At 73.9% G+C, this 17,459-nt stretch carries 10 protein-coding genes and 1 pseudogene; 8 read left to right on the top strand and 3 right to left on the bottom strand.

The genetic code is table 11. The annotated features are described in order from the left end of the window. From ACWDR3_RS42180 to mhpA, 3 genes and pseudogenes are all read left to right on the top strand, one after another. On the top strand, positions 1 to 2,116 hold a 2,116-nt coding region (locus ACWDR3_RS42180), incomplete at its 5' end, for a type I polyketide synthase (RefSeq protein WP_450357908.1). Positions 2,117 to 2,140: 24 nt separating this feature from the next. Beyond that, positions 2,141 to 5,269, top strand: a pseudogene (locus tag ACWDR3_RS42175) (type I polyketide synthase); the annotation flags it as partial. A gap of 4 nt (positions 5,270 to 5,273) precedes the next feature. After that, positions 5,274 to 6,881: a bifunctional 3-(3-hydroxy-phenyl)propionate/3-hydroxycinnamic acid hydroxylase MhpA gene (mhpA, locus tag ACWDR3_RS42170; RefSeq protein WP_450357907.1), complete on the top strand. Its 1,608-nt coding sequence runs from the start codon at positions 5,274 to 5,276 to the stop codon at positions 6,879 to 6,881. 219 nt (positions 6,882 to 7,100) lie between these two features. Here the strand turns inward: mhpA and ACWDR3_RS42165 are convergent, their stop codons facing one another. Both ACWDR3_RS42165 and ACWDR3_RS42160 read right to left on the bottom strand, forming a co-directional pair. Beyond that, positions 7,101 to 8,159, bottom strand: a complete 1,059-nt coding sequence (locus ACWDR3_RS42165) for a 3-dehydroquinate synthase family protein (protein ID WP_450357906.1) — start codon at positions 8,157 to 8,159, stop codon at positions 7,101 to 7,103. 14 nt (positions 8,160 to 8,173) lie between these two features. Further along, positions 8,174 to 9,007, bottom strand: a complete 834-nt coding sequence (locus ACWDR3_RS42160; RefSeq protein ID WP_450357905.1) for a lantibiotic dehydratase C-terminal domain-containing protein — start codon at positions 9,005 to 9,007, stop codon at positions 8,174 to 8,176. 196 nt (positions 9,008 to 9,203) lie between these two features. Here ACWDR3_RS42160 and ACWDR3_RS42155 point away from each other — a divergent pair, with 196 nt between their 5' ends. The 3 genes from ACWDR3_RS42155 (at position 9,204) to ACWDR3_RS42145 (ending at position 13,637) form a co-directional block, all read left to right on the top strand. After that, a complete protein-coding gene (locus tag ACWDR3_RS42155; protein ID WP_450357904.1) occupies positions 9,204 to 10,139 on the top strand; it encodes an ROK family protein in 936 nt (311 codons plus the stop codon). Between the two features lie 329 nt (positions 10,140 to 10,468). Further along, a complete protein-coding gene (locus ACWDR3_RS42150) occupies positions 10,469 to 12,010 on the top strand; it encodes an FAD-binding oxidoreductase (RefSeq protein ID WP_450357903.1) in 1,542 nt (513 codons plus the stop codon). A 31-nt stretch (positions 12,011 to 12,041) separates the two neighbouring features. Continuing rightward, positions 12,042 to 13,637 carry an FAD-dependent oxidoreductase gene (locus ACWDR3_RS42145; RefSeq protein WP_450357902.1) on the top strand — a complete coding sequence of 532 codons (1,596 nt, stop codon included), beginning with the start codon at positions 12,042 to 12,044 and terminating at the stop codon, positions 13,635 to 13,637. Positions 13,638 to 13,651: 14 nt separating this feature from the next. On the opposite strand, the gene ACWDR3_RS42140 is transcribed toward ACWDR3_RS42145, so the two are convergent. Further along, positions 13,652 to 14,137: a winged helix-turn-helix transcriptional regulator gene (locus tag ACWDR3_RS42140; protein ID WP_450357901.1), complete on the bottom strand. Its 486-nt coding sequence runs from the start codon at positions 14,135 to 14,137 to the stop codon at positions 13,652 to 13,654. Positions 14,138 to 14,272: 135 nt separating this feature from the next. Between ACWDR3_RS42140 and ACWDR3_RS42135 the strand changes: the two genes are divergently transcribed. Both ACWDR3_RS42135 and ACWDR3_RS42130 read left to right on the top strand, forming a co-directional pair. Next, positions 14,273 to 15,757: an MFS transporter gene (locus tag ACWDR3_RS42135; RefSeq protein ID WP_450357900.1), complete on the top strand. Its 1,485-nt coding sequence runs from the start codon at positions 14,273 to 14,275 to the stop codon at positions 15,755 to 15,757. A gap of 204 nt (positions 15,758 to 15,961) precedes the next feature. Then, positions 15,962 to 17,459 (top strand): AAA family ATPase (locus ACWDR3_RS42130; RefSeq protein ID WP_450357899.1); only part of this gene is annotated, 1,498 nt, incomplete at its 3' end.

Raw genomic sequence — 17,459 nt, 5'->3', positions numbered from 1 at the left:
GGTGGATCTGGACGGGTTCTACGAGGGCCGGCGTGCGGCCGGTCTGGAGTACGGGCCCGCCTTCCAGGGCCTGACCGCCGTATGGACCGAAGGCGAGGAGGTCTACGCCGAGGTCGCCCTGCCGGAAGGACAGGAACCCGGGGCCTTTGGTATCCACCCCGCCCTGCTCGACGCGGCTCTGCAGGCCGGAATCCTCCGTGGCGCGGACACCGGGGAGACCCGACTCCCGTTCGCCTGGAACGACGTCGCCCTGCACGCCTCCGGCGCCAGCGCGCTGCGCGTCCGGGTGGCCCCGGCCGGCGCCGACGGCGTCAAGCTGGAGCTCGCCGACCGCACCGGCGCCCCCGTCGCCTCGATCGGCACCCTCATCACCCGCCCGCTGGCGCCCGAGGCCTTCGGCGCGTCGCGTGCGCTCGACGCCCTGTTCCGGGTCGAGCGGACGCCCGTGGCCGTCGGTGCCGAGGACGTGCCGTTCGTCGTGACCGGCGCCGACCTGAGCGGGCTCGGGACCGATCTGCCCGCCGTCGTCATCGCCGACCTCACTGAGGCCGAGGCGCCGGACGGGCCCGCCCGGGCCCGTGAACTCGCCGGTCGGGCACTGGAGTTGGTGCAGTCCTGGTCCGCCGGTCCGGAGTCGGCCTCGTCGACCCTCGTGCTGCGCACCAAGGACGCCGACACCGATCCCGCGGCCGCCGCCGTGTGGGGACTGGTCCGTTCCGCGCAGACGGAGAACCCCGGACAGTACGTCCTGGTCGACGCCGACGACAGTGTCGCACCGGGGCGGATCGCCGCCGCGGCCGTCCTGGGCGAGCCGCAGCTGGTGATCCGGGACGCGACCGTCGCCGCCCTCCGCCTCGCCCGCGCGACCGGCACCGACACGCCCTCCGGCCGGACCCTCGACCCCGAGGGCACCGTCCTGATCACCGGCGGCACGGGCACCCTGGGCGCCCTCCTCGCCCGACACCTGGTCACCTCGTACGGGGTGAGGCATCTGTTGTTGGTGGGGCGGCGTGGCAATGCCGCCGAGGGCGCGGCCGAACTCGTAAACGAGCTCCGTGAGTTGGGTGCCGTCGAGGTGCGGGTCGAGGCGTGCGACGTCTCCGACCGTGCTGCCCTGGAGGCTCTGCTGGCCTCGGTGGAGCGGCCGTTGACCGCGGTCGTGCACACGGCCGGCGTCCTCGACGACGGTGTCATCGCGGCCCAGACCCCGGAGCGGTTGACGAAGGTGTTCCGGCCGAAGGCGGACGCCGCCTGGCATCTGCACGAGCTGACCAAGGACCTGGACCTCGCGGCCTTCGTGCTCTACTCGTCCGTCGCCGGCACCGTCGGCAGCGCCGGCCAGGCCAACTACGCCGCCGCCAACGCCTACTTGGACGCCCTCGCCGAGCGCCGCCGCGCGCAGGGCCTGCCCGCCACCTCTCTCGCCTGGGGCGTGTGGGAGCAGGACGGGGGCATGCAGGACTCCCTCGCGCACAGCGACCGCGAGCGGATGAGCCGCAGCGGAATGCGGGCGCTGACCGGCGACGAGGGGCTGGCCCTCTTCGACGCCGCGCTGCACGCCCCCGACGCGGCGCTGGTCGCGGCCCGCTTCGACTTCGCGGCCCTGCGCGGCCGTACCGGAGAGGACGCCGTACCCGCCCTGCTGCGGGCGCTGGTCCCGCCGGTGCGCAGGTCCGCGCGGGCGGCGGCCGGGGTGCCGGCCGCGGAGTCCCTCGCCGAGCGGCTGGGCGCTCTGCCGCCCCAGGAGCGCCACCAGGCCGTGCTCGACCTGGTCGCCGAGCAGGCCGCCGCGGTGCTGGGCCTGCCGGGGGCCGACCAGGTCGACGACGACCAGGCGTTCAAGGACCTGGGCTTCGACTCGCTGACCGCGGTCGAACTGCGCAACCAGCTCGCCGCCCGCACCGGCGTCCGCCTGCCCGCCACCCTCGTCTTCGACCACCCGACGCCGACCGCGCTCGCCCGGCGGCTGGACGAGGCGCTGGTGCCGCCGGCACCGCGGGAGACCGGCGAGGGGACGACGGAGTCCGCCCCGCCGGCCGGGGCGGCGGACGAACTGATCGCCGGCCTGGACGTGGAGAGCCTCGTGGCGCGCGCCCTGAGCGGCACGGCCAACTGATTCGGTCTCGGACCGGGAGAGAAGATCATGACTGTTTCCGACGAACGACTCGTCGAGGCGCTGCGCGCGTCCGTCACCGAGAACGAGCGGCTGCGGCGGGAGAACGAACGGATCACCGCCGCGGCCCGGGAGCCGGTCGCCATAGTGGGCATGGCCTGCCGGCTGCCGGGCGGGGTCACCTCGCCCGAGCAGCTGTGGGACCTGGTCGCCGGCGGCCACGACGCCGTCGGCGGCTTCCCGGCCGACCGCGGCTGGGACCTGGACGGCCTCTACCACCCGGAGCCCGGCCACCCCGGCACCACGTACGTGAAGGAGGCGGGGGTCCTGCACGGCGCGGGCGCCTTCGACGCCGGCTTCTTCGGACTCTCCGAACGCGAGGCCCTCGGCACCGACCCGCAGCAGCGCATCCTGCTGGAGCTGGTCTGGGAGGCGCTGGAGCGGGCCGGTATCGACCCGCACACCGTCCGCGGCAGCGACACCGGCGTCTTCGCGGGCCTGATGTACCACGACTACGCGACCGGGGTGCGCAAACTCCCCGACGGCGTCGACGCCTTCCTCGGCCTCGGCCGGTCCGGCAGCGTGCTGTCCGGCCGGGTCTCCTACCTGTACGACCTGACCGGCCCGTCCGTCACCGTCGACACCGCCTGCTCCTCCTCCCTGGTCACCCTGCACATGGCCGTCCAGGCGCTGCGCGGCGGCGAGTGCTCCCTGGCGCTGGCCGGCGGACTCGCCGTGATGGCCACACCGGACGCCTACGTCGGCTTCGCGGCACAGCGGGCGCTCGCGCCCGACGGACGGATCAAGGCGTTCTCGTCGTCCGCCGACGGCACCAACTGGGCCGAGGGCGCCGGGGTGTTGCTCCTGGAGCGGCTGTCGGACGCGCTCCGCAACGGGCACCCGGTGCTCGCCGTGGTGCGCGGTTCGGCCGTCAACCAGGACGGCGCCTCCAACGGCCTGACCGCTCCCAACGGCCCTTCCCAGGAGCGGGTCATCCGGGCCGCCCTCGCCAACTCGGGCCTGGTCCCGGCCGATGTGGACACGGTGGAGGCGCACGGCACCGGCACCGTCCTCGGCGACCCGATCGAGGCGCAGGCTCTGCTCGCCACCTACGGCCAAGACCGCCCGGCCGGGCGCCCGTTGTGGCTCGGGTCCCTGAAGTCGAACATCGGGCACGCGCAGGCCGCCGCCGGGGTCGCGGGGGTCATCAAGACCGTGCTGGCGCTGCGCCACGAGCAGCTCCCGAAGACGCTGCACGTGGCCGAGCCGACGCCCAAGGTGGACTGGACCGAGGGCGCCGTCGAACTGCTCACCGAGGCCCGCCCCTGGCCCCGTGCGGAAGGGCGCCCGCGCCGGGCGGGCGTGTCGTCGTTCGGCATCAGCGGCACCAACGCCCATGTGCTGCTGGAGGAGGCCGCGCCGGAGCCCGCCGCCGAGGCCGGCTCCCCGCGGGCCGCCGGACCCGTCGCCTGGGTCCTGTCGGCGAAGACCGCCGACGCCCTGCGCGCCCAGGCCGCCCGGCTGGACGCCTTCCTGGACACGGCGGACGCCCCCGCCGACCCGTACGACCTCGGGCACGCCCTCGCGCTGACCCGTACCGCCTTCGACGAGCGGGCCGTCGTCGTCGGCGAGGACACCGCCACCCTGCGGGCCAGGGTCCGGGCCCTCGCCGAGGGCGGTGCGGGCTCGCTCCCGGGCGTGGCCCGCGGCAGCCGCACCAAGGGCCGCCTCGCGGTGCTGTTCACCGGACAGGGCGCCCAACGCGTCGGCATGGGACGGGAGTTGTACGAGACGTACCCCGTCTTCGCGGAGGCCTTCGACGCCGTGGCGGCGGAACTCGACCGGCATCTGCCCGTCCCGCTCAAGAGCGTCGTCTTCGAGGGCGAAGGCGACCTGGACCGTACGGAGTTCACCCAGCCGGCGCTGTTCGCGGTCGAGGCGGCGCTGTACCGCCTGTACGCGTCTTGGGGGGTGCGCCCGCACGCCCTGGCCGGGCACTCCATCGGCGAGCTCACCGCTGCGTACGTCGCCGGGGTGTGGTCGCTCGCGGACGCGGCCCGGCTGGTGGCGGCGCGCGGCCGGCTGATGCAGGCGCTGCCCGCGGGCGGCGCGATGATCGCCGTACAGGCGACCGAGGACGAGGTGCTGCCGCTGCTGACCGGCGGGGTCGGTGTCGCGGCCGTCAACGGCCCGCGGTCCGTGGTGGTTTCGGGCGTCGAGGCCGAGGCGGCGGCGATCGGCGCGCACTTCGCCGAACTCGGGCGCAGGACCAAGAAACTGACGGTCAGTCATGCCTTCCACTCGCCGCTGATGGACCCGATGCTGGAGAAGTTCCGGCAGGTCGCGGCCGAGCTGACCTACCACGAGCCGAGCATCCCGGTCGTCTCCAACCTGACCGGGGCGCCCGCGACTTCGCGGGAACTCGCCTCTCCCGACTACTGGGTGCGGCACGCCCGCGGCGCCGTCCGGTTCGCCGACGCCGTGCGCACCCTGCGCGCCCAGGGCGTGGCCACCTTCCTGGAGGCCGGCCCCGCCGCGGTGCTGTCCGCCCTCGGCCCCGGCTGCCTGGACGCCGGCGACGACGGCGCCGCCTTCCTTCCCGCCCTGCGCGTCGACGCCCCCGACGCGCAGACCGCGCTCACCGCGCTGGGCGGGCTGCACACCCGGGGCGTTCCCATCGACTGGACGGCGCTCCTCGCGGGGGCACGGCGGGTGGACCTCCCGACGTACGCCTTCCAGCGCCGCGACTACTGGCTGGAGGCCGGCACAGTGACCACCGAGACGATCAGCACCCCCGAGACGGAGACCGCCGCCGACCCCGGCGCCGAGGCGACGGACGCGACCCGGCAGGCCCTCGTGGCCGAACTGGCGGGGCTGTCCGCCGCGGAACAGCTCGCCCACCTCGTCGACCTGGTCGCGGCCCAGGCCGAGACCGCCCGCACCGAGCAGAACCCCGACGAGACCTTCGACGACGAACTCGACGGCGACAGCCCCTTCTTCGAGGTCGGCTTCAACTCCCTCAGCGCCGTCGAACTGCGCAACCGGCTCGTCGAGGCCACCGGCCTCACCCTCAGCCCGATGCTGCTCTTCGACTACCCGACCCCGGCCTATGTCGCGGAGTTCCTCCAGGAGCAGCTGGCCGCCGAGGGAGGTGCCTGAGATGACCGCGCACTCCGACGTCCTGATCGTCGGCTACGGCCCCGTCGGCCAGCTGCTCGCGCTGCTGCTGGCCGACCGCGGCCGCACCGTCACCGTCGTCGAGCGCTGGCCGCAGGCCTACCCCATGCCGCGCGCCGTGGCCTTCGACGGCGAGGGCGCGCGGACGCTGTCCGCGGCCGGCATCGGCGGGCTCGTCGGCCGGATCGGCGAGCCCTCCGGCGAGTACCTGTGGCAGAACGCCGACGGCCAGGTCCTGCTGCACATCGACGGCGCCGAGCGGAAGCTGGCCGGCTGGCCGGAGTCCACGTCCATGTACCAGCCGGCCCTGGAGGCCGAGATGGAGGCGCGCGGCGCCGGGCACGGCAACATCACCGTGCACCGCGGCCACCAGGTCGTCCGTATCGACGAGGACACCGATCCGGACGGCACGGTCCGCGTCACCGCGGCCACCCCCGACGGCGACGAACTGGCCCTGACCGCCTCCTGGGTCGTCGGCTGCGACGGCGCGAACAGCTTCGTGCGCCGCGCGATCGGCACCGAGGTGGCCGACCTCGGCTTCTCCCACGACTGGCTGGTCTGCGACGTCGTCCACCACGACGGCCGCACCTTCCACCCCAACAACCTGCAGATCTGCGACCCCGCCCGCCCGCGCACCTCCGTGTCCGCGGGCCCCGGCAACCGCCGCTACGAGTTCATGCGGGTGGCGGGGGAGACCGTCGAGGGCCTCAACACCCCGGAAAGCTGCTGGGAGTTGCTGAAACTCTTCGACGTCTCCCCGGCCGACTCCACGCTCCGCCGCCACCACGTCTACAGCTTCCGGGCGGGCACGGCCGAGCGCTGGCACCGCGGCCGGCTGGTCCTCGCGGGCGATGCCGCCCACGTCATGCCGCCGTTCGCCGGCCAGGGCATGTCCTCCGGCTTCCGGGACGCGGGCGCGCTGGCCTGGCGGCTGGACCTGCTGCTCGCCGGGCAGGGCGGACCCGAGGTCCTCGTCCACTACGAGGACGAGCGCCGCACCCACGTCAAACACGCCATCACCATGTCGGTCAACCTCGGCCGGATCATCTGCCAGACCGACCCCGAGGCGGCGGCCGACCGCGACCTGGTGATGAAGGCGGCGGCGGACCGGGCCGCGGCGGCGGGCACCGCGCCCCCGCAGCGCTCCCCGCTCCAGCCGCTGACCAAGGGCTTCCTGCACCGCGCCCCGAACGGCCGGCCCGCCAAGCCCGCCGGCGCCCTCGTCCCGCAGGCCCGGGTCGCCCAGGGCACCCGCAGCGGCCTCTTCGACGACATCGTCGGCCTCGGCTTCGTCCTGCTCACCACGGAGGACCCCGAACTCCTCCTCACCGAACCGGACTTCGCCTACCTCACGGGCCTGGGCACCCGCGTCGTCCGCGTCCTGCCGGCCGGCACGGACCCGGCCCTGACGGCCCTCGGCGAGGTGGTCGACCTCGACGACGTCTACCTCCCCTTCCTGACCGCCGCCACCGCGACCACGGCCCTGATCAGGCCGGATTTCTACGTCTACGGAACCGCCGCGGGACCCGAGGCCGTACGGTCCCTGCTCGACGGGGCCCGGACCGCACTGCGGGCCACGGTGGCCGCCTGACCGCAGGACAGAGGCCGCACTCCCGGGATCCGGGGGTGCGGCCTCTCGCCGTGGTCGCGTCGAATTGGCGGGGGATGTGCGTCCGTTGGGGCGGAGATGCCCCGGCGATGGCGGCCGGATGTGCGTCGGCTGAAAAGCTGTGGGTGGGGTGAAAGACCGGGGATGTACGACGAAGGGCCCGCCCCCCTCACCGGGAGCGGGCCCTTCGCCGTACCGGACTCAGTCCTCGCGCGGCATCCGCGCCAGGACCCGCAGCACCACCTCCTCCGGTACGGAGGAGACCAGTTCGGGGCCCTGGGGGCCGCTCAGCACGAAGGAGAGGTCCGTCATCGCCTTCTTGTCCAGCCGCATCAGCGCGACCAGTTCGGCGTCCCGCACACCGGCCGGCAGCCGGGTCGGGAGCCCGTAGTCCCGTACCACCTCCTCGTGTTCGGCGACCCGGGTCGCGTCGATACGGCCCAGCGCTCCCGCCAGCCGGCCGGCGAAGACCGTGCCGATCGCGACCGCCTCGCCGTGCCGCAGCGCGAAACCGGTGGCCCGCTCCAGGGCATGGCCCAGCGTGTGGCCGTAGTTGAGGATGTGCCGCAGCGACGCGTCCCGCTCGTCCGCCGCGACGATGCGGGCCTTGCACGCCACGCTCGCCGCGATCTGCTCGACCAGCGGCCGGCCCCGCAGATCACCGGTCCCGATGAAGTGCGCGCGGGCTATCTCCCCGTATCCGTTGCGCCATTCGCGCTCCGGGAGCGTGCCGAGGAATTCCGTGTCGCACAGCACCGCGGACGGCTGCCAGTACTGGCCGACCAGGTTCTTGCCCTGCGGCAGGTTCACCGCGGTCTTGCCGCCGACGCTGGCGTCCACCTGGGCGAGCAGCGTCGTCGGCAGATGGACCACCGGGAGCCCGCGGTGGTACAGCGCCGCGGCGAGCCCGACCGAGTCGGTCGTCGTGCCGCCGCCGACGGAGACGACGGCGTCCGCGCGGCTGAGCCCGTAGTCGGCGAAGGCCCGGCACATCCGTTCCACGGTGGCGAGCGACTTGTCCTCCTCGCCGTCCCGCGCCGGCAGATGCAGGGTGGGCAGTCCCGTCTCCGGCAGCAGCGACCGCGGCCGGGCGGAGACCACCACGGCCTTGCGGGCGCCGAGACCGGCGAGGACGCCGGTGAGCCGATGTCGTACGCCCGCGCCTATATGGACCGGGTACGAGCGCTCACCCAGGTCGACGTCGACGCGCGAGGCGCCGACCGGGGCGGTCGTGGCGGTGGTGGCCGTGTCAGCAGTCAAGGAGAGTCCTTCCGTCAGGCCGACTGCAGGGGCGTGACGCCCGGGAAACCCGTGAAGGGCGTCGGCACAGGGGTGTTGGCGGCCAGGGCCGAGCGGATCGTGCGGGCCGCGCAGGCGCCGGTGCGGGCCGGGATGCCCAGCCGTTCGTGGGTGAGCAGGACGTGGTCGTACAGCAGGAAGTTGACGGGTACGCCGTCCTCGCGGCCCGTGGCGACGGCGTCGCGGACCGAGGACAGGTAGTGCTCCCACAGCGCCGGGGCGCCGGGGACGCGCACGTCGTCGTCCGTCGCGGCGGCGCGGGCGTCCGCCTCGGCCGCCTCCGCCGCCCGGGCCGCCGGGTCCAGGCCGGCCGCGCCGAACTGCCAGAAGTGGAAGAGGAAGGCGCCCCGTTCGCGCTCGGGCACGAGGCGGCTCACCTGCCACAGGTGCGCGACGGCCAGCGACTGGCGCTGCGCCGGGTCCAGGCCGCCGTCCAGGAGCAGCTCCAGGGCGAACGAGCTGGACCGGGTGGCCAGCCGGTGCGCCATCCGCAGGGTGCCCGGGGTCTGGTACTTGGCCGTCTCCGGCGCGTAGGTCCCGCTGATCATCGGCCAGTTGTAGGCGGAGGTGTGGGCGAGCAGCCTCCGCTCCAGCTCCTTCAGCACCGGTTCGGAGGAGTGGAACCACAGCCCGAGATCCCCCTGGCCCGCGGCGTCCGGCCGGCGGAACTCCCACAGCGCGTCCGGGTCCTCGGTGCGCAGCCGGCCCACCAGGTCACCGACCATCGTGGTCACGACCCGGACGGCGTGCGTCTCCGGCCTGCTCCGCATCGGGTTGGGCAGTCGAACGAAGAGCCATTGACGGTTCATCGCGGAAATCTCCTCGTGGGATGGCGGGGCGGTGGACGGATACCGCGAAGCTAGGGTCCGCGGGGCCCCGAAATCCGCGGCGGGCGCGGAGCGGCCGGTCGGCGCCCGAAGTTAGGGCGGGGATAGGGGGGTCGGCCCGGGGGTCGGTGGGTGCGCGGTTGCCGGCGGATGGGCGGGGCTGCCGAGACTCGCAGGAATGAGTGGTATCTCGGGTTTTCTCGGTATCGACATCGGCGGCACCAAGGTCGCCGTCCAGGTGGAGGGGGCGGGCGCCGAGCCGCATGCGGCCGCCTTCCGCTGGACACCCGACGCGGACGTCGGTGCGGACCTGACCGCGCTGGCCGACTGCCTGGCGGCGGTACGGCGGCACTGGCCGGGCCCGTTGCGCGCGGCGGGCGTGGCCATGCCTGCCACGCTGGACCCGTCCGGCCGGGTGACTGCCTGGCCCAACCGCCCTTCCTGGGCCGGCCTCGCGCTGGCGGCGGAACTGCGCGGCATGCTGCCCGGCACCGCCGTGGCCGTGGCCGACGACGGCGACCTCGCCGCGCTGGCCGAGGCGCGGGCGGCGGGCCTGGCCGACGTGCTCTACGTCGGCGTGGGCACCGGCATCGGCGGCGGCAGCGTGCTGGGGGGCGAGCTGTGTCCCGGTCCCGCCCGTGGCTCCTTCGAGCTCGGCCATGTCGTCGTCGACCGTGCGGGTGCCCGGTGCGACTGCGGACGGCGCGGCTGTGTCCAGTCCAGGGCCTCCGGTCCGGCGATCCTGCGCCGCGCGGCCGAACTGCGGGACGCGCCGGTGACGTACCCGGAGCTGTGCGAGGCGTGGCAGCGGCGGCTGTCCTGGGCGGTGGTGGCGGTGGACGAGGCCTGCGCGGCCCTGGCCGCGGCGATCGTCTCGGCCGCCGAACTCCTCCACCCCGAGGCGGTGATCATCGGCGGCGGCTTCCCCTCCGGCCTCCCGGGCTTCACCCCGCACCTCTCCCGCCACACAGACCGCCTGTCCCGCCCCGGCCACCCCACCCCACCCCACCAGAACGCCCGCCTGGGCCCCCTCTCCTCCCTCGACGGCGCCCTCCTGCTGGCCCGGGCGACGGACCCGACCCCGAAGACACCGGAAGCGACGCTGAGAGCCTGACGGGCCGAGCCTTGAACCGAGCCCTCGGGCCAACAACGCCGACGACGACACCGGCCCACCGAGCCGGCTCCCCGAGGCAGGCCGCTCCCCCTGGAGGCGCCCGTCTCCCCGCCGGGGCGGCACCGCCTCCACCGGGCCCGGTGCCCCGCCGAAGCCGTCTCCGGCAATGGGCGTCCGTTTCCCTGCCCAAGCCGCCGCAGGCAATGGGCGTCCGGTTCCCCGGCAGTGGTTCGACCGGGCTCACAGTGATGGCGCGCAGGCCATGTAATCCCCGCCCCCGGCCCGGCCTCGCCGCCCCTTCCCATTCGTGACTCTCTTCGAGGAGTGCTGTGTACACACGTCGAAACGTTCTCCGGGCCGGAGCAGGAGCCGGGCTGGCGCTGGCCGTGTCCGCCGCGGGGGCCGGTGCCGTCGCCGCGGGCGCGTCCGGCGCGGCCGTGGCCGACGCCGACTGGCCAGGTCTGGGCGCACGGCTCCAGGGCGACCTCGTGCTGCCCGCCGACGCCGGATACGAGTTCGCCAAGCAGAACCAGTTCGCCGAGTTCGACGCCGTGCACCCGACGGCCGTCGCGTACTGCGAGACCCCGGCGGACGTCCAGGCCTGCATAAGATTCGCCGGCGACCAGGGGATATCCGTCCGCACCCGCAGCGGCGGTCACAACTACCGCGGCTGGTCCACCGGAGAGGGCCTCGTCGTCGACGTGTCCCGCATCCGCCACGCCAACGTCGGCACCTCCACGATCCGTATCGGCCCGGGGCTGCAGTCCATCGACGCGCTGAGCGCCCTCGCCCCGCACGGCAAGCAGATCATCTGCGGCACCTGCCCCACCGTCTGCCCGGGCGGCTTCCTCTCCGGCGGCGGCATCGGCTACCAGACCCGCAAGTTCGGCATGGGCCTCGACCACGTCAGGTCCGTCCAACTCGTGCTCGCCGACGGCCGCCTGGTACGCGCCTCGGCCACGCAGAACCCCGACCTGTACTGGGCCCTGCGCGGCGCCGGCGGCGGCAACTTCGGCGTCGTCACCGAGTACGAGGTCACCCCGATCGACGCACCGCGCATGGTCTTCTTCAACACCACCTGGTCCTGGGACCGCGCCGAGGAGGTCTTCGCCGCCTGGCAGACCTGGCAGCTCACCAGCCCCCTCGCCCTGGGCTCCGCCCTCATCCTCATGCTCCCGGACGCGGCCCCCGGCGAGGTCCCGCAGATCATCGTCACCGGCGGCTACCACGGCTCCGAAGCCGATGCCGGCGCCGCCCTGGACCGGCTGACCTCCCTGGTCGGCGCCCAGCCCACCAGCCGGTCCGCCACCGACCTGCCGTTCCACGAGGCGATGAGGACCGCCTACGGGTGCGGCGACCTCACCCAGGACCAGTGCCACCGCGAAGGCACCGCCCCGGACGCGCTGCTGCACCGGGTGGGTTGGCTGCGCGAGGCCTACCGGTTCTTCGACAAGCCGTTCTCGCCGACCGAGCTGAACCGGATCGTCACGGCGTGGGACGCCGACCGCCGGCCCGGCCAGCGCCGCTTCCTGCACTGCATGTCCGTCGGCGGCGCGGCCAACACCGTCGCCCCCGGCGCCACCGCCTTCCCGCACCGCTCCGCCAACTTCATCGTCGGTTTCACCACCCAGCTCGACCAGCCGGCGCACCCCGAGGACGAGCAGGCCGCGACCGCGTTCGTGGAGACCGGCGCCGCGCTGCTCGACCCGCTGGGGGACGGCGCGTACGTCAACTTCCCCGGCTCCGAGCTGCCCGACTGGGCGACCCAGTACTACGGCGACAACTACCAGCGGCTGCTGTCCGTCAAGCGCCGCTACGACCCCCGGAACTTCTTCCGGCACCCCCGCTCCATCGGCAGCACCACGCAGTGACGCCACGTCCCCCGACCGAGGAGAACTGATCATGAGTAACCCGACCGGCCGCGGCACCGCCGTGGTCATCGGCGCCGGCATCGCGGGTCTGACCGCCGCCAAGTCGCTGTCCGACGCGTTCGACACCGTCGTGGTCGTCGACCGCGACGAGCTGCCGGACGGCGGCCGGCCGCGCCGCGGCGTACCGCAGGGCCAGCATTCGCACGTCCTGCTCGTGGCGGGCCAGCGCGCCCTGGAAGAGCTCTTCCCGGGTCTCGGCGAGGAGTTCGTCGAGGCCGGTGCCCAGGTCTTCGACTCGGGCGCGGACCTCCACCTCTACCGGCTCGGCGCGTCCTGGAACCCGGTGCACAGCGGACAGCCGTTCGTCTCCATGAGCCGTCCGCTGCTGGAGTACACGATCCGCCGTCGGGTCGAGGCGCTGCCCAACGTCACGGTCCGCCCCGGCACTTCGGTGTCCGGGCTCGGCGGCGCCGACGGCCGCGTCACCGAGGTGCTCCTGGACGACGAGCGGATCGCCGCCGACCTGGTCGTGGACACCACCGGCCGCGGCAGCCGCTCCGACCGCTGGCTCGCCGTCCTCGGCTTCGCCGCCCCGGAGGTGGAGGAGGTCAAGGTCAACGTCGGTTACGTCAGCCGCATCTACCGGCACACGCCCGGCGACCTGGCCGTGAAGGCCGCGTTCGTGCAGCCCACCCCGCCGGCCGAGAAGCGCATCGGCGCCGCCCTGCTGATCGAGGACGACCAGTGGCTGGTCTCGGTCGGCGGCTGGCACCGCGACTACCCGGCCGCCACCGAGGACGGCTTCCTGCAGCACGCGGAGAGCCTGCCGGACCCGATCATCGCCAAGCTGGTCCGCCAGGCCGAGCCGCTCACCGAGCCGGTCGCCTTCCAGTACCCCGCGAACCGGCGGCGGCACTTCGAGGAGCTGGCGGAGGTGCCGGCCGGCTATCTGGCCCTCGGCGACGCCATCTGCAGCTTCAACCCGCTCTACGGGCAGGGCATGACCTGCGCCGCGCAGGAGGCGCTCGCCCTGGGCCGGCTCCTCGCCGAGCACGAGGGCGTCACGGCCGACCTGTCCCGCGCCTTCTACCAGGAGGCCGCCGGGGTGCTGTTCGTGCCGTGGCAGGCCGCCATCGGCGGTGACTTCGACTACGCGGAGACGGTCGGCCGACGCCCGTACGCCGCCGAGCTGTTCGGCCGCTACTCCACCCAGGCGCAGCTGGCCGCGCAGGTCTCAGGAGAGGTCCGCAAGGTGATCCTCTCGGTGCAGCACCTGCTGGCGTCACCGATGGCCCTGTGGGAGCCCTCGCTCACCGCCGAGATCGTCCGCGCCGCCCGGCACGCGCCCGAGGGCGCACAGCCGGAGTTCGGCCACGGCGGCCACGGTCGCCCGCTGTGGACTGCCGAGGACCGGGACGCCGAGCGGATCCGGGCCGCGCTGCGCGAGGCGGGACTGCCGGAGTTCTCCGACAAGGCGCCCGGCTTCGCGGTCGAGGGCGGCGCGCCGATCCTGGTCGCCCGCCTCGACGGGGGCGACCGGAACGACTACGTCGAGGCCATCGCCGCGGCCGGTTTCACCGTGGCCGCCGACCCCGACGACCCGACGACCCTGCGCGTGACGGCGTAGGGGAGCAACACCGTTCAGGAGGAGGGGAGTTGACGGCCATGGACGGCTCGTGGGAGACCCGCGCCGCGCGGTGGGACGCTCACCTGCTCCTCCTCCTGGGCGGCGGCGAGGGCGGCGCTGTCGTAGGCCGCCCGGGCCGCGGTGACCGAACTGCGGTTGCGCTCCGCCCAGTCCATCAACGTGACGAAGGCGTCGTGCAGTTCGCGTGCGGTGTCGGTGACGCTGTAGACGACCTTCGCCGGGACGGTGGGGTAGACGGTGCGCACCAGCAGACCGTCCCGCTCCAGGCTGCGCAGGGTCAGGGTGAGCATGCGCCGGCTGATGCCGGGGATGGTGCGCTCCAGTTCGGTGAAGCGGACCGGTTTCTCGGCCGCCGCCAGGACGATCTGGATGCTCCACTTGCCGCTGATCCGGTCCAGTACCTCCCGCACCGGACAGGCGTCCTCGTCGGCCTCGGCCTCCGCGATCTGGTCCGTAACACCGGTGTTCCGTTGGGACATGAAAGTGCCTCCTTCCCTGTCAGGCCATCGTTACAGATGATGGATTCAGTAACAAGACGTAACGTCAGCGCACCAACTGAGACCTGACTGAACACCCGCATAAACCCGTAATCCCCCCAGAAAGGAAAAAGGCATATGTCTGCCTCATCGCCTGCCCGGTCCGCCGGGCGGTCGGGTACGAAGATGGCGCTGCTGGCGTTCTGCATGCTCATCTTCTCCGTCGACTACAACATCGTGTACGTCGCACTGCCGGAGATCGGCCGCGAGGTCGGCTTCTCGGCACAGTCCCTGCAGTGGGTGGTGAGCGCCTACTCGGTCGGTCTCGGTGGCGCGCTGCTCATCGGCGGCCGCGCGGTGGACCGCCTCGGCGCCCGCCGGATGCTGGTGCTCGCGCTCGGTCTGTACGGCATCGCCTCGATGGCCGGCGGCCTGGCCGGCTCCCCGGGTCTGCTGATCGCCGCGCGTGTGGTCCAGGGCCTCGGTGGCGCGCTGCTCTTCCCGGCCACCCTGTCGCTGATCAACACCAGCTTCACGGAGGACGCCGAGCGCAACAAGGCCTACGCCTGGTGGGGCACCGCCGGTGCCTCGGGCGCCATCATCGGCTCCATGGTCGGCGGTCTGCTCACCAACTACCTGGGCTGGGAGTGGGTGTTCTTCGTGAACGTCCCGCTCTGTGTCCTCGCCATCGTCGGTCTGCTGTCGAACTTCGACGCCGACGCGGTGCAGCGCGACAGCCGCGGCTTCGACCTGCCGGGCGCGCTGCTGGCCACCGGTGCCTCGACCCTGCTGGTCTTCGGTCTGATCAGCGGCCCCGAGGCGGGCTGGGGCTCGGCCCGCACGATCATCGTGCTGGCCGTCGGCCTGGCGCTGGGCGTCGGCTTCTTCGCCCTGGAGTCCCGTACGGCCGACCCGCTCGCCCCGTCCCGGCTGTTCGGCTACCGCGGCCTGCTGACGGCGATCCTGATCATCTTCGTCTTCCAGGGCGCCATCAACACCCTGCACTACCTGTTCTTCATCCAGCTCCAGGACGTCATGGGCTACAGCCCGCTCCAGGCCGGCCTCGCCTTCCTGCCGATGAGCGCGGTCGCCATGCTCGGCTCCAACAAGCTCCTGCCGCTGGTGGTCAAGCGCTGGGGCCTGCGCACCGCGCTCTTCGGTGGCATGATCGGTGTCGGTACGGCGATGATCGTGCTCGCCGCCTCCATGTCCACCAGCCACAGCTTCTGGCCGCTGCTCCCGGCGGTCCTGCTGTGGGGCCTGTTCGCCGGCATGATCTACCCGGCGATGTTCATGGCCGCGGGCTCCGACGCCGCCCCCGACGAGCAGGGCGTGGCCTCCGCCCTCGCCCAGACCTCCGCCCAGATCGGCGGCGCGATGGGCATGGCGGCCCTGATCGCGGTCGCGAACTCCGGACTCGACCTCAGTGAGGGCGCGAACAACCCGGTCTCCGACGTGGTCGACGGCCTCCAGCTGTCGGCCCTGGTCGGTGGCGTGGCGGCCATCGCCGGCGCGTTCCTGGCCTTCCGCGTCAAGTCCCAGAAGGCGGCGGCCCAGGAGACCGCCGCTCCCGCCCCGGCAGAGGTGTCCGCCGAGACGCCCGAGCCCCAGAAGGTCAACTGACCCCGAGGATCCGCTCGCATCCGGTCCCCCACCGGCTCGCCCGCCAGTGCCCCCGCACTGGCGGGCGCTGGTGTGCGTGGACGCGGGACCGATCGGTGGCCGGCCGATTCCCCCGGGGTTGGCCGACGGGTTCCCCGCCGATGGCCCCGCCCTCCCGATAGTGGGTGCTGGCCGCGAACGGCCACCACGTCTGGGGGAACAGCCATGCTTGTCGAACGCGAGGAACATCTGGATCGGCTGCGCCGCGTCCAGGAGGCCGCGCTCGCCGGGAGGGGCCGGCCGGCGGTGGTCGAGGGCCCGTCCGCGACCGGCAGGACGGAACTGCTGCACGCCTTCGCCGACCGCGCCGAGGCGGCCGGCTTCCGGCTGCTGCACGCCGTCTGCTCGCGGCCCGAGCGCACCCGCGCCCACGGGGTGGTGAACCAGCTGCTGCGCTACGCCGGTCCGCCCGGCCACGGCGGCACGGCACGCTCCGCCGACGAGCTGTGGGCGGCGCTGCTGGAACGTTCCGCCGAGGGCCCGGTGCTCATCGCCGTCGACGACGTCCAGCACGCCGACGAACCCTCCCTGCGGATGCTGCTCCAGCTCTCCCACCGGCTGCGCTCGGCCCGGACGGCCATGGTGTTCACCGACAACACCGACGTGACCCCGGTCAGCCCCCCACTGCGCGCGGAGCTGCTGCGCCAGCCCGGACTCACCCGGCTCAAGGTCGGACCCCTCGGCGAGGCCGCCGTCACCGCGTTCCTCACCCCGCGCCTGGGCCCCGAGACCGCGCGCCGCCTCACCCCGCACTTCCACCGGACCACCGGCGGTATCCCGCTGCTGCTCACGGCCCTCGCCGACGACTGGGAGGCCGGCGACGACGAGAGCATCGGCCCCGCCTACTGCCTGGCCGTGCTCAGCTGCCTGCACCGCGGGGACGAGTCCGCCCTCGCGCTGGCCCGCGCCCTCGCGGTGCTCGGCCCCGACGCCGACGACGACACGGCGGCCGCCCTGGCCGACGTACCCCTCGAACCGTTCGTACGGGCGATGACCGCCACCGGACTCCTGCTGCCCGACCGATCGTTCCGCCACCCCGAGGTCCGGCAGGCGTTCCTCGACGATCTCCCGCCGCGCGAACTGTCCGCCCTGCACCGGCGGGCCGCCGGACTGCTGTACGACGGCGGGGCGCCGGCCGGCCGGGTCGCCCGGCATCTGCTGGCCGCCGGGCGCGCCGACGAACCCTGGGCGGTACGGGTGCTACTGGAGGCCGCCGACCAGGAACTGCTCACCGACCGGCCCGACGCGGCCGGGGACTGCCTGGAGCTCGCCCAGCGCTCCAGCGGCGATCTGACCGAACGGTCCGAGATCCTCGCCCGCCTCGCCCACACCGAGTTCCAGTCCGACCCGGCCACCGCCGCCCGCAGCCTGCCGCAGCTCGTCACGGCGGACCGGGCCGGCCGGCTGCGGTTCGCCGAATCGGCGCTGCTGATACGGCACTTGCTGTGGCACGGCCGGACCGCGGACGCGGTCGAGGCGGTCGCCCGGCTGCGTACCGCGGCCCCGGAGCGGGCGACGGCCCCGGGGGAGGAGAGCGACCTGGAGCAGTGGCTGAGCTGGGCGCATCCACCGCTCGCCCGCCCGGCCCGCGCTCCCGTCCCCGGCCCGCGCCGGCCGGGCGGCGCCACCGTCGTGGCGCTGCGCAGCGAACCCTGGCTTCGGC

It is taken from the genome of Streptomyces sp. NPDC001002 (assembly GCF_053599215.1).
Note: the sequence above shows the minus strand (reverse complement) of the source record. Positions and strands in the feature narration are given on the sequence as shown.

Coding starts and splice junctions, on each gene's coding strand:
- ACWDR3_RS42135 (WP_450357900.1), top strand. CDS start 14,273: ATGTCTGCCTCATCGCCTGCCCGGTCCGCCGGGCGGTCGGGTACGAAG.
- ACWDR3_RS42145 (WP_450357902.1), top strand. CDS start 12,042: ATGAGTAACCCGACCGGCCGCGGCACCGCCGTGGTCATCGGCGCCGGC.
- mhpA (WP_450357907.1), top strand. CDS start 5,274: ATGACCGCGCACTCCGACGTCCTGATCGTCGGCTACGGCCCCGTCGGC.
- ACWDR3_RS42160 (WP_450357905.1), bottom strand. CDS start 9,007: ATGAACCGTCAATGGCTCTTCGTTCGACTGCCCAACCCGATGCGGAGC.
- ACWDR3_RS42140 (WP_450357901.1), bottom strand. CDS start 14,137: ATGTCCCAACGGAACACCGGTGTTACGGACCAGATCGCGGAGGCCGAG.
- ACWDR3_RS42155 (WP_450357904.1), top strand. CDS start 9,204: ATGAGTGGTATCTCGGGTTTTCTCGGTATCGACATCGGCGGCACCAAG.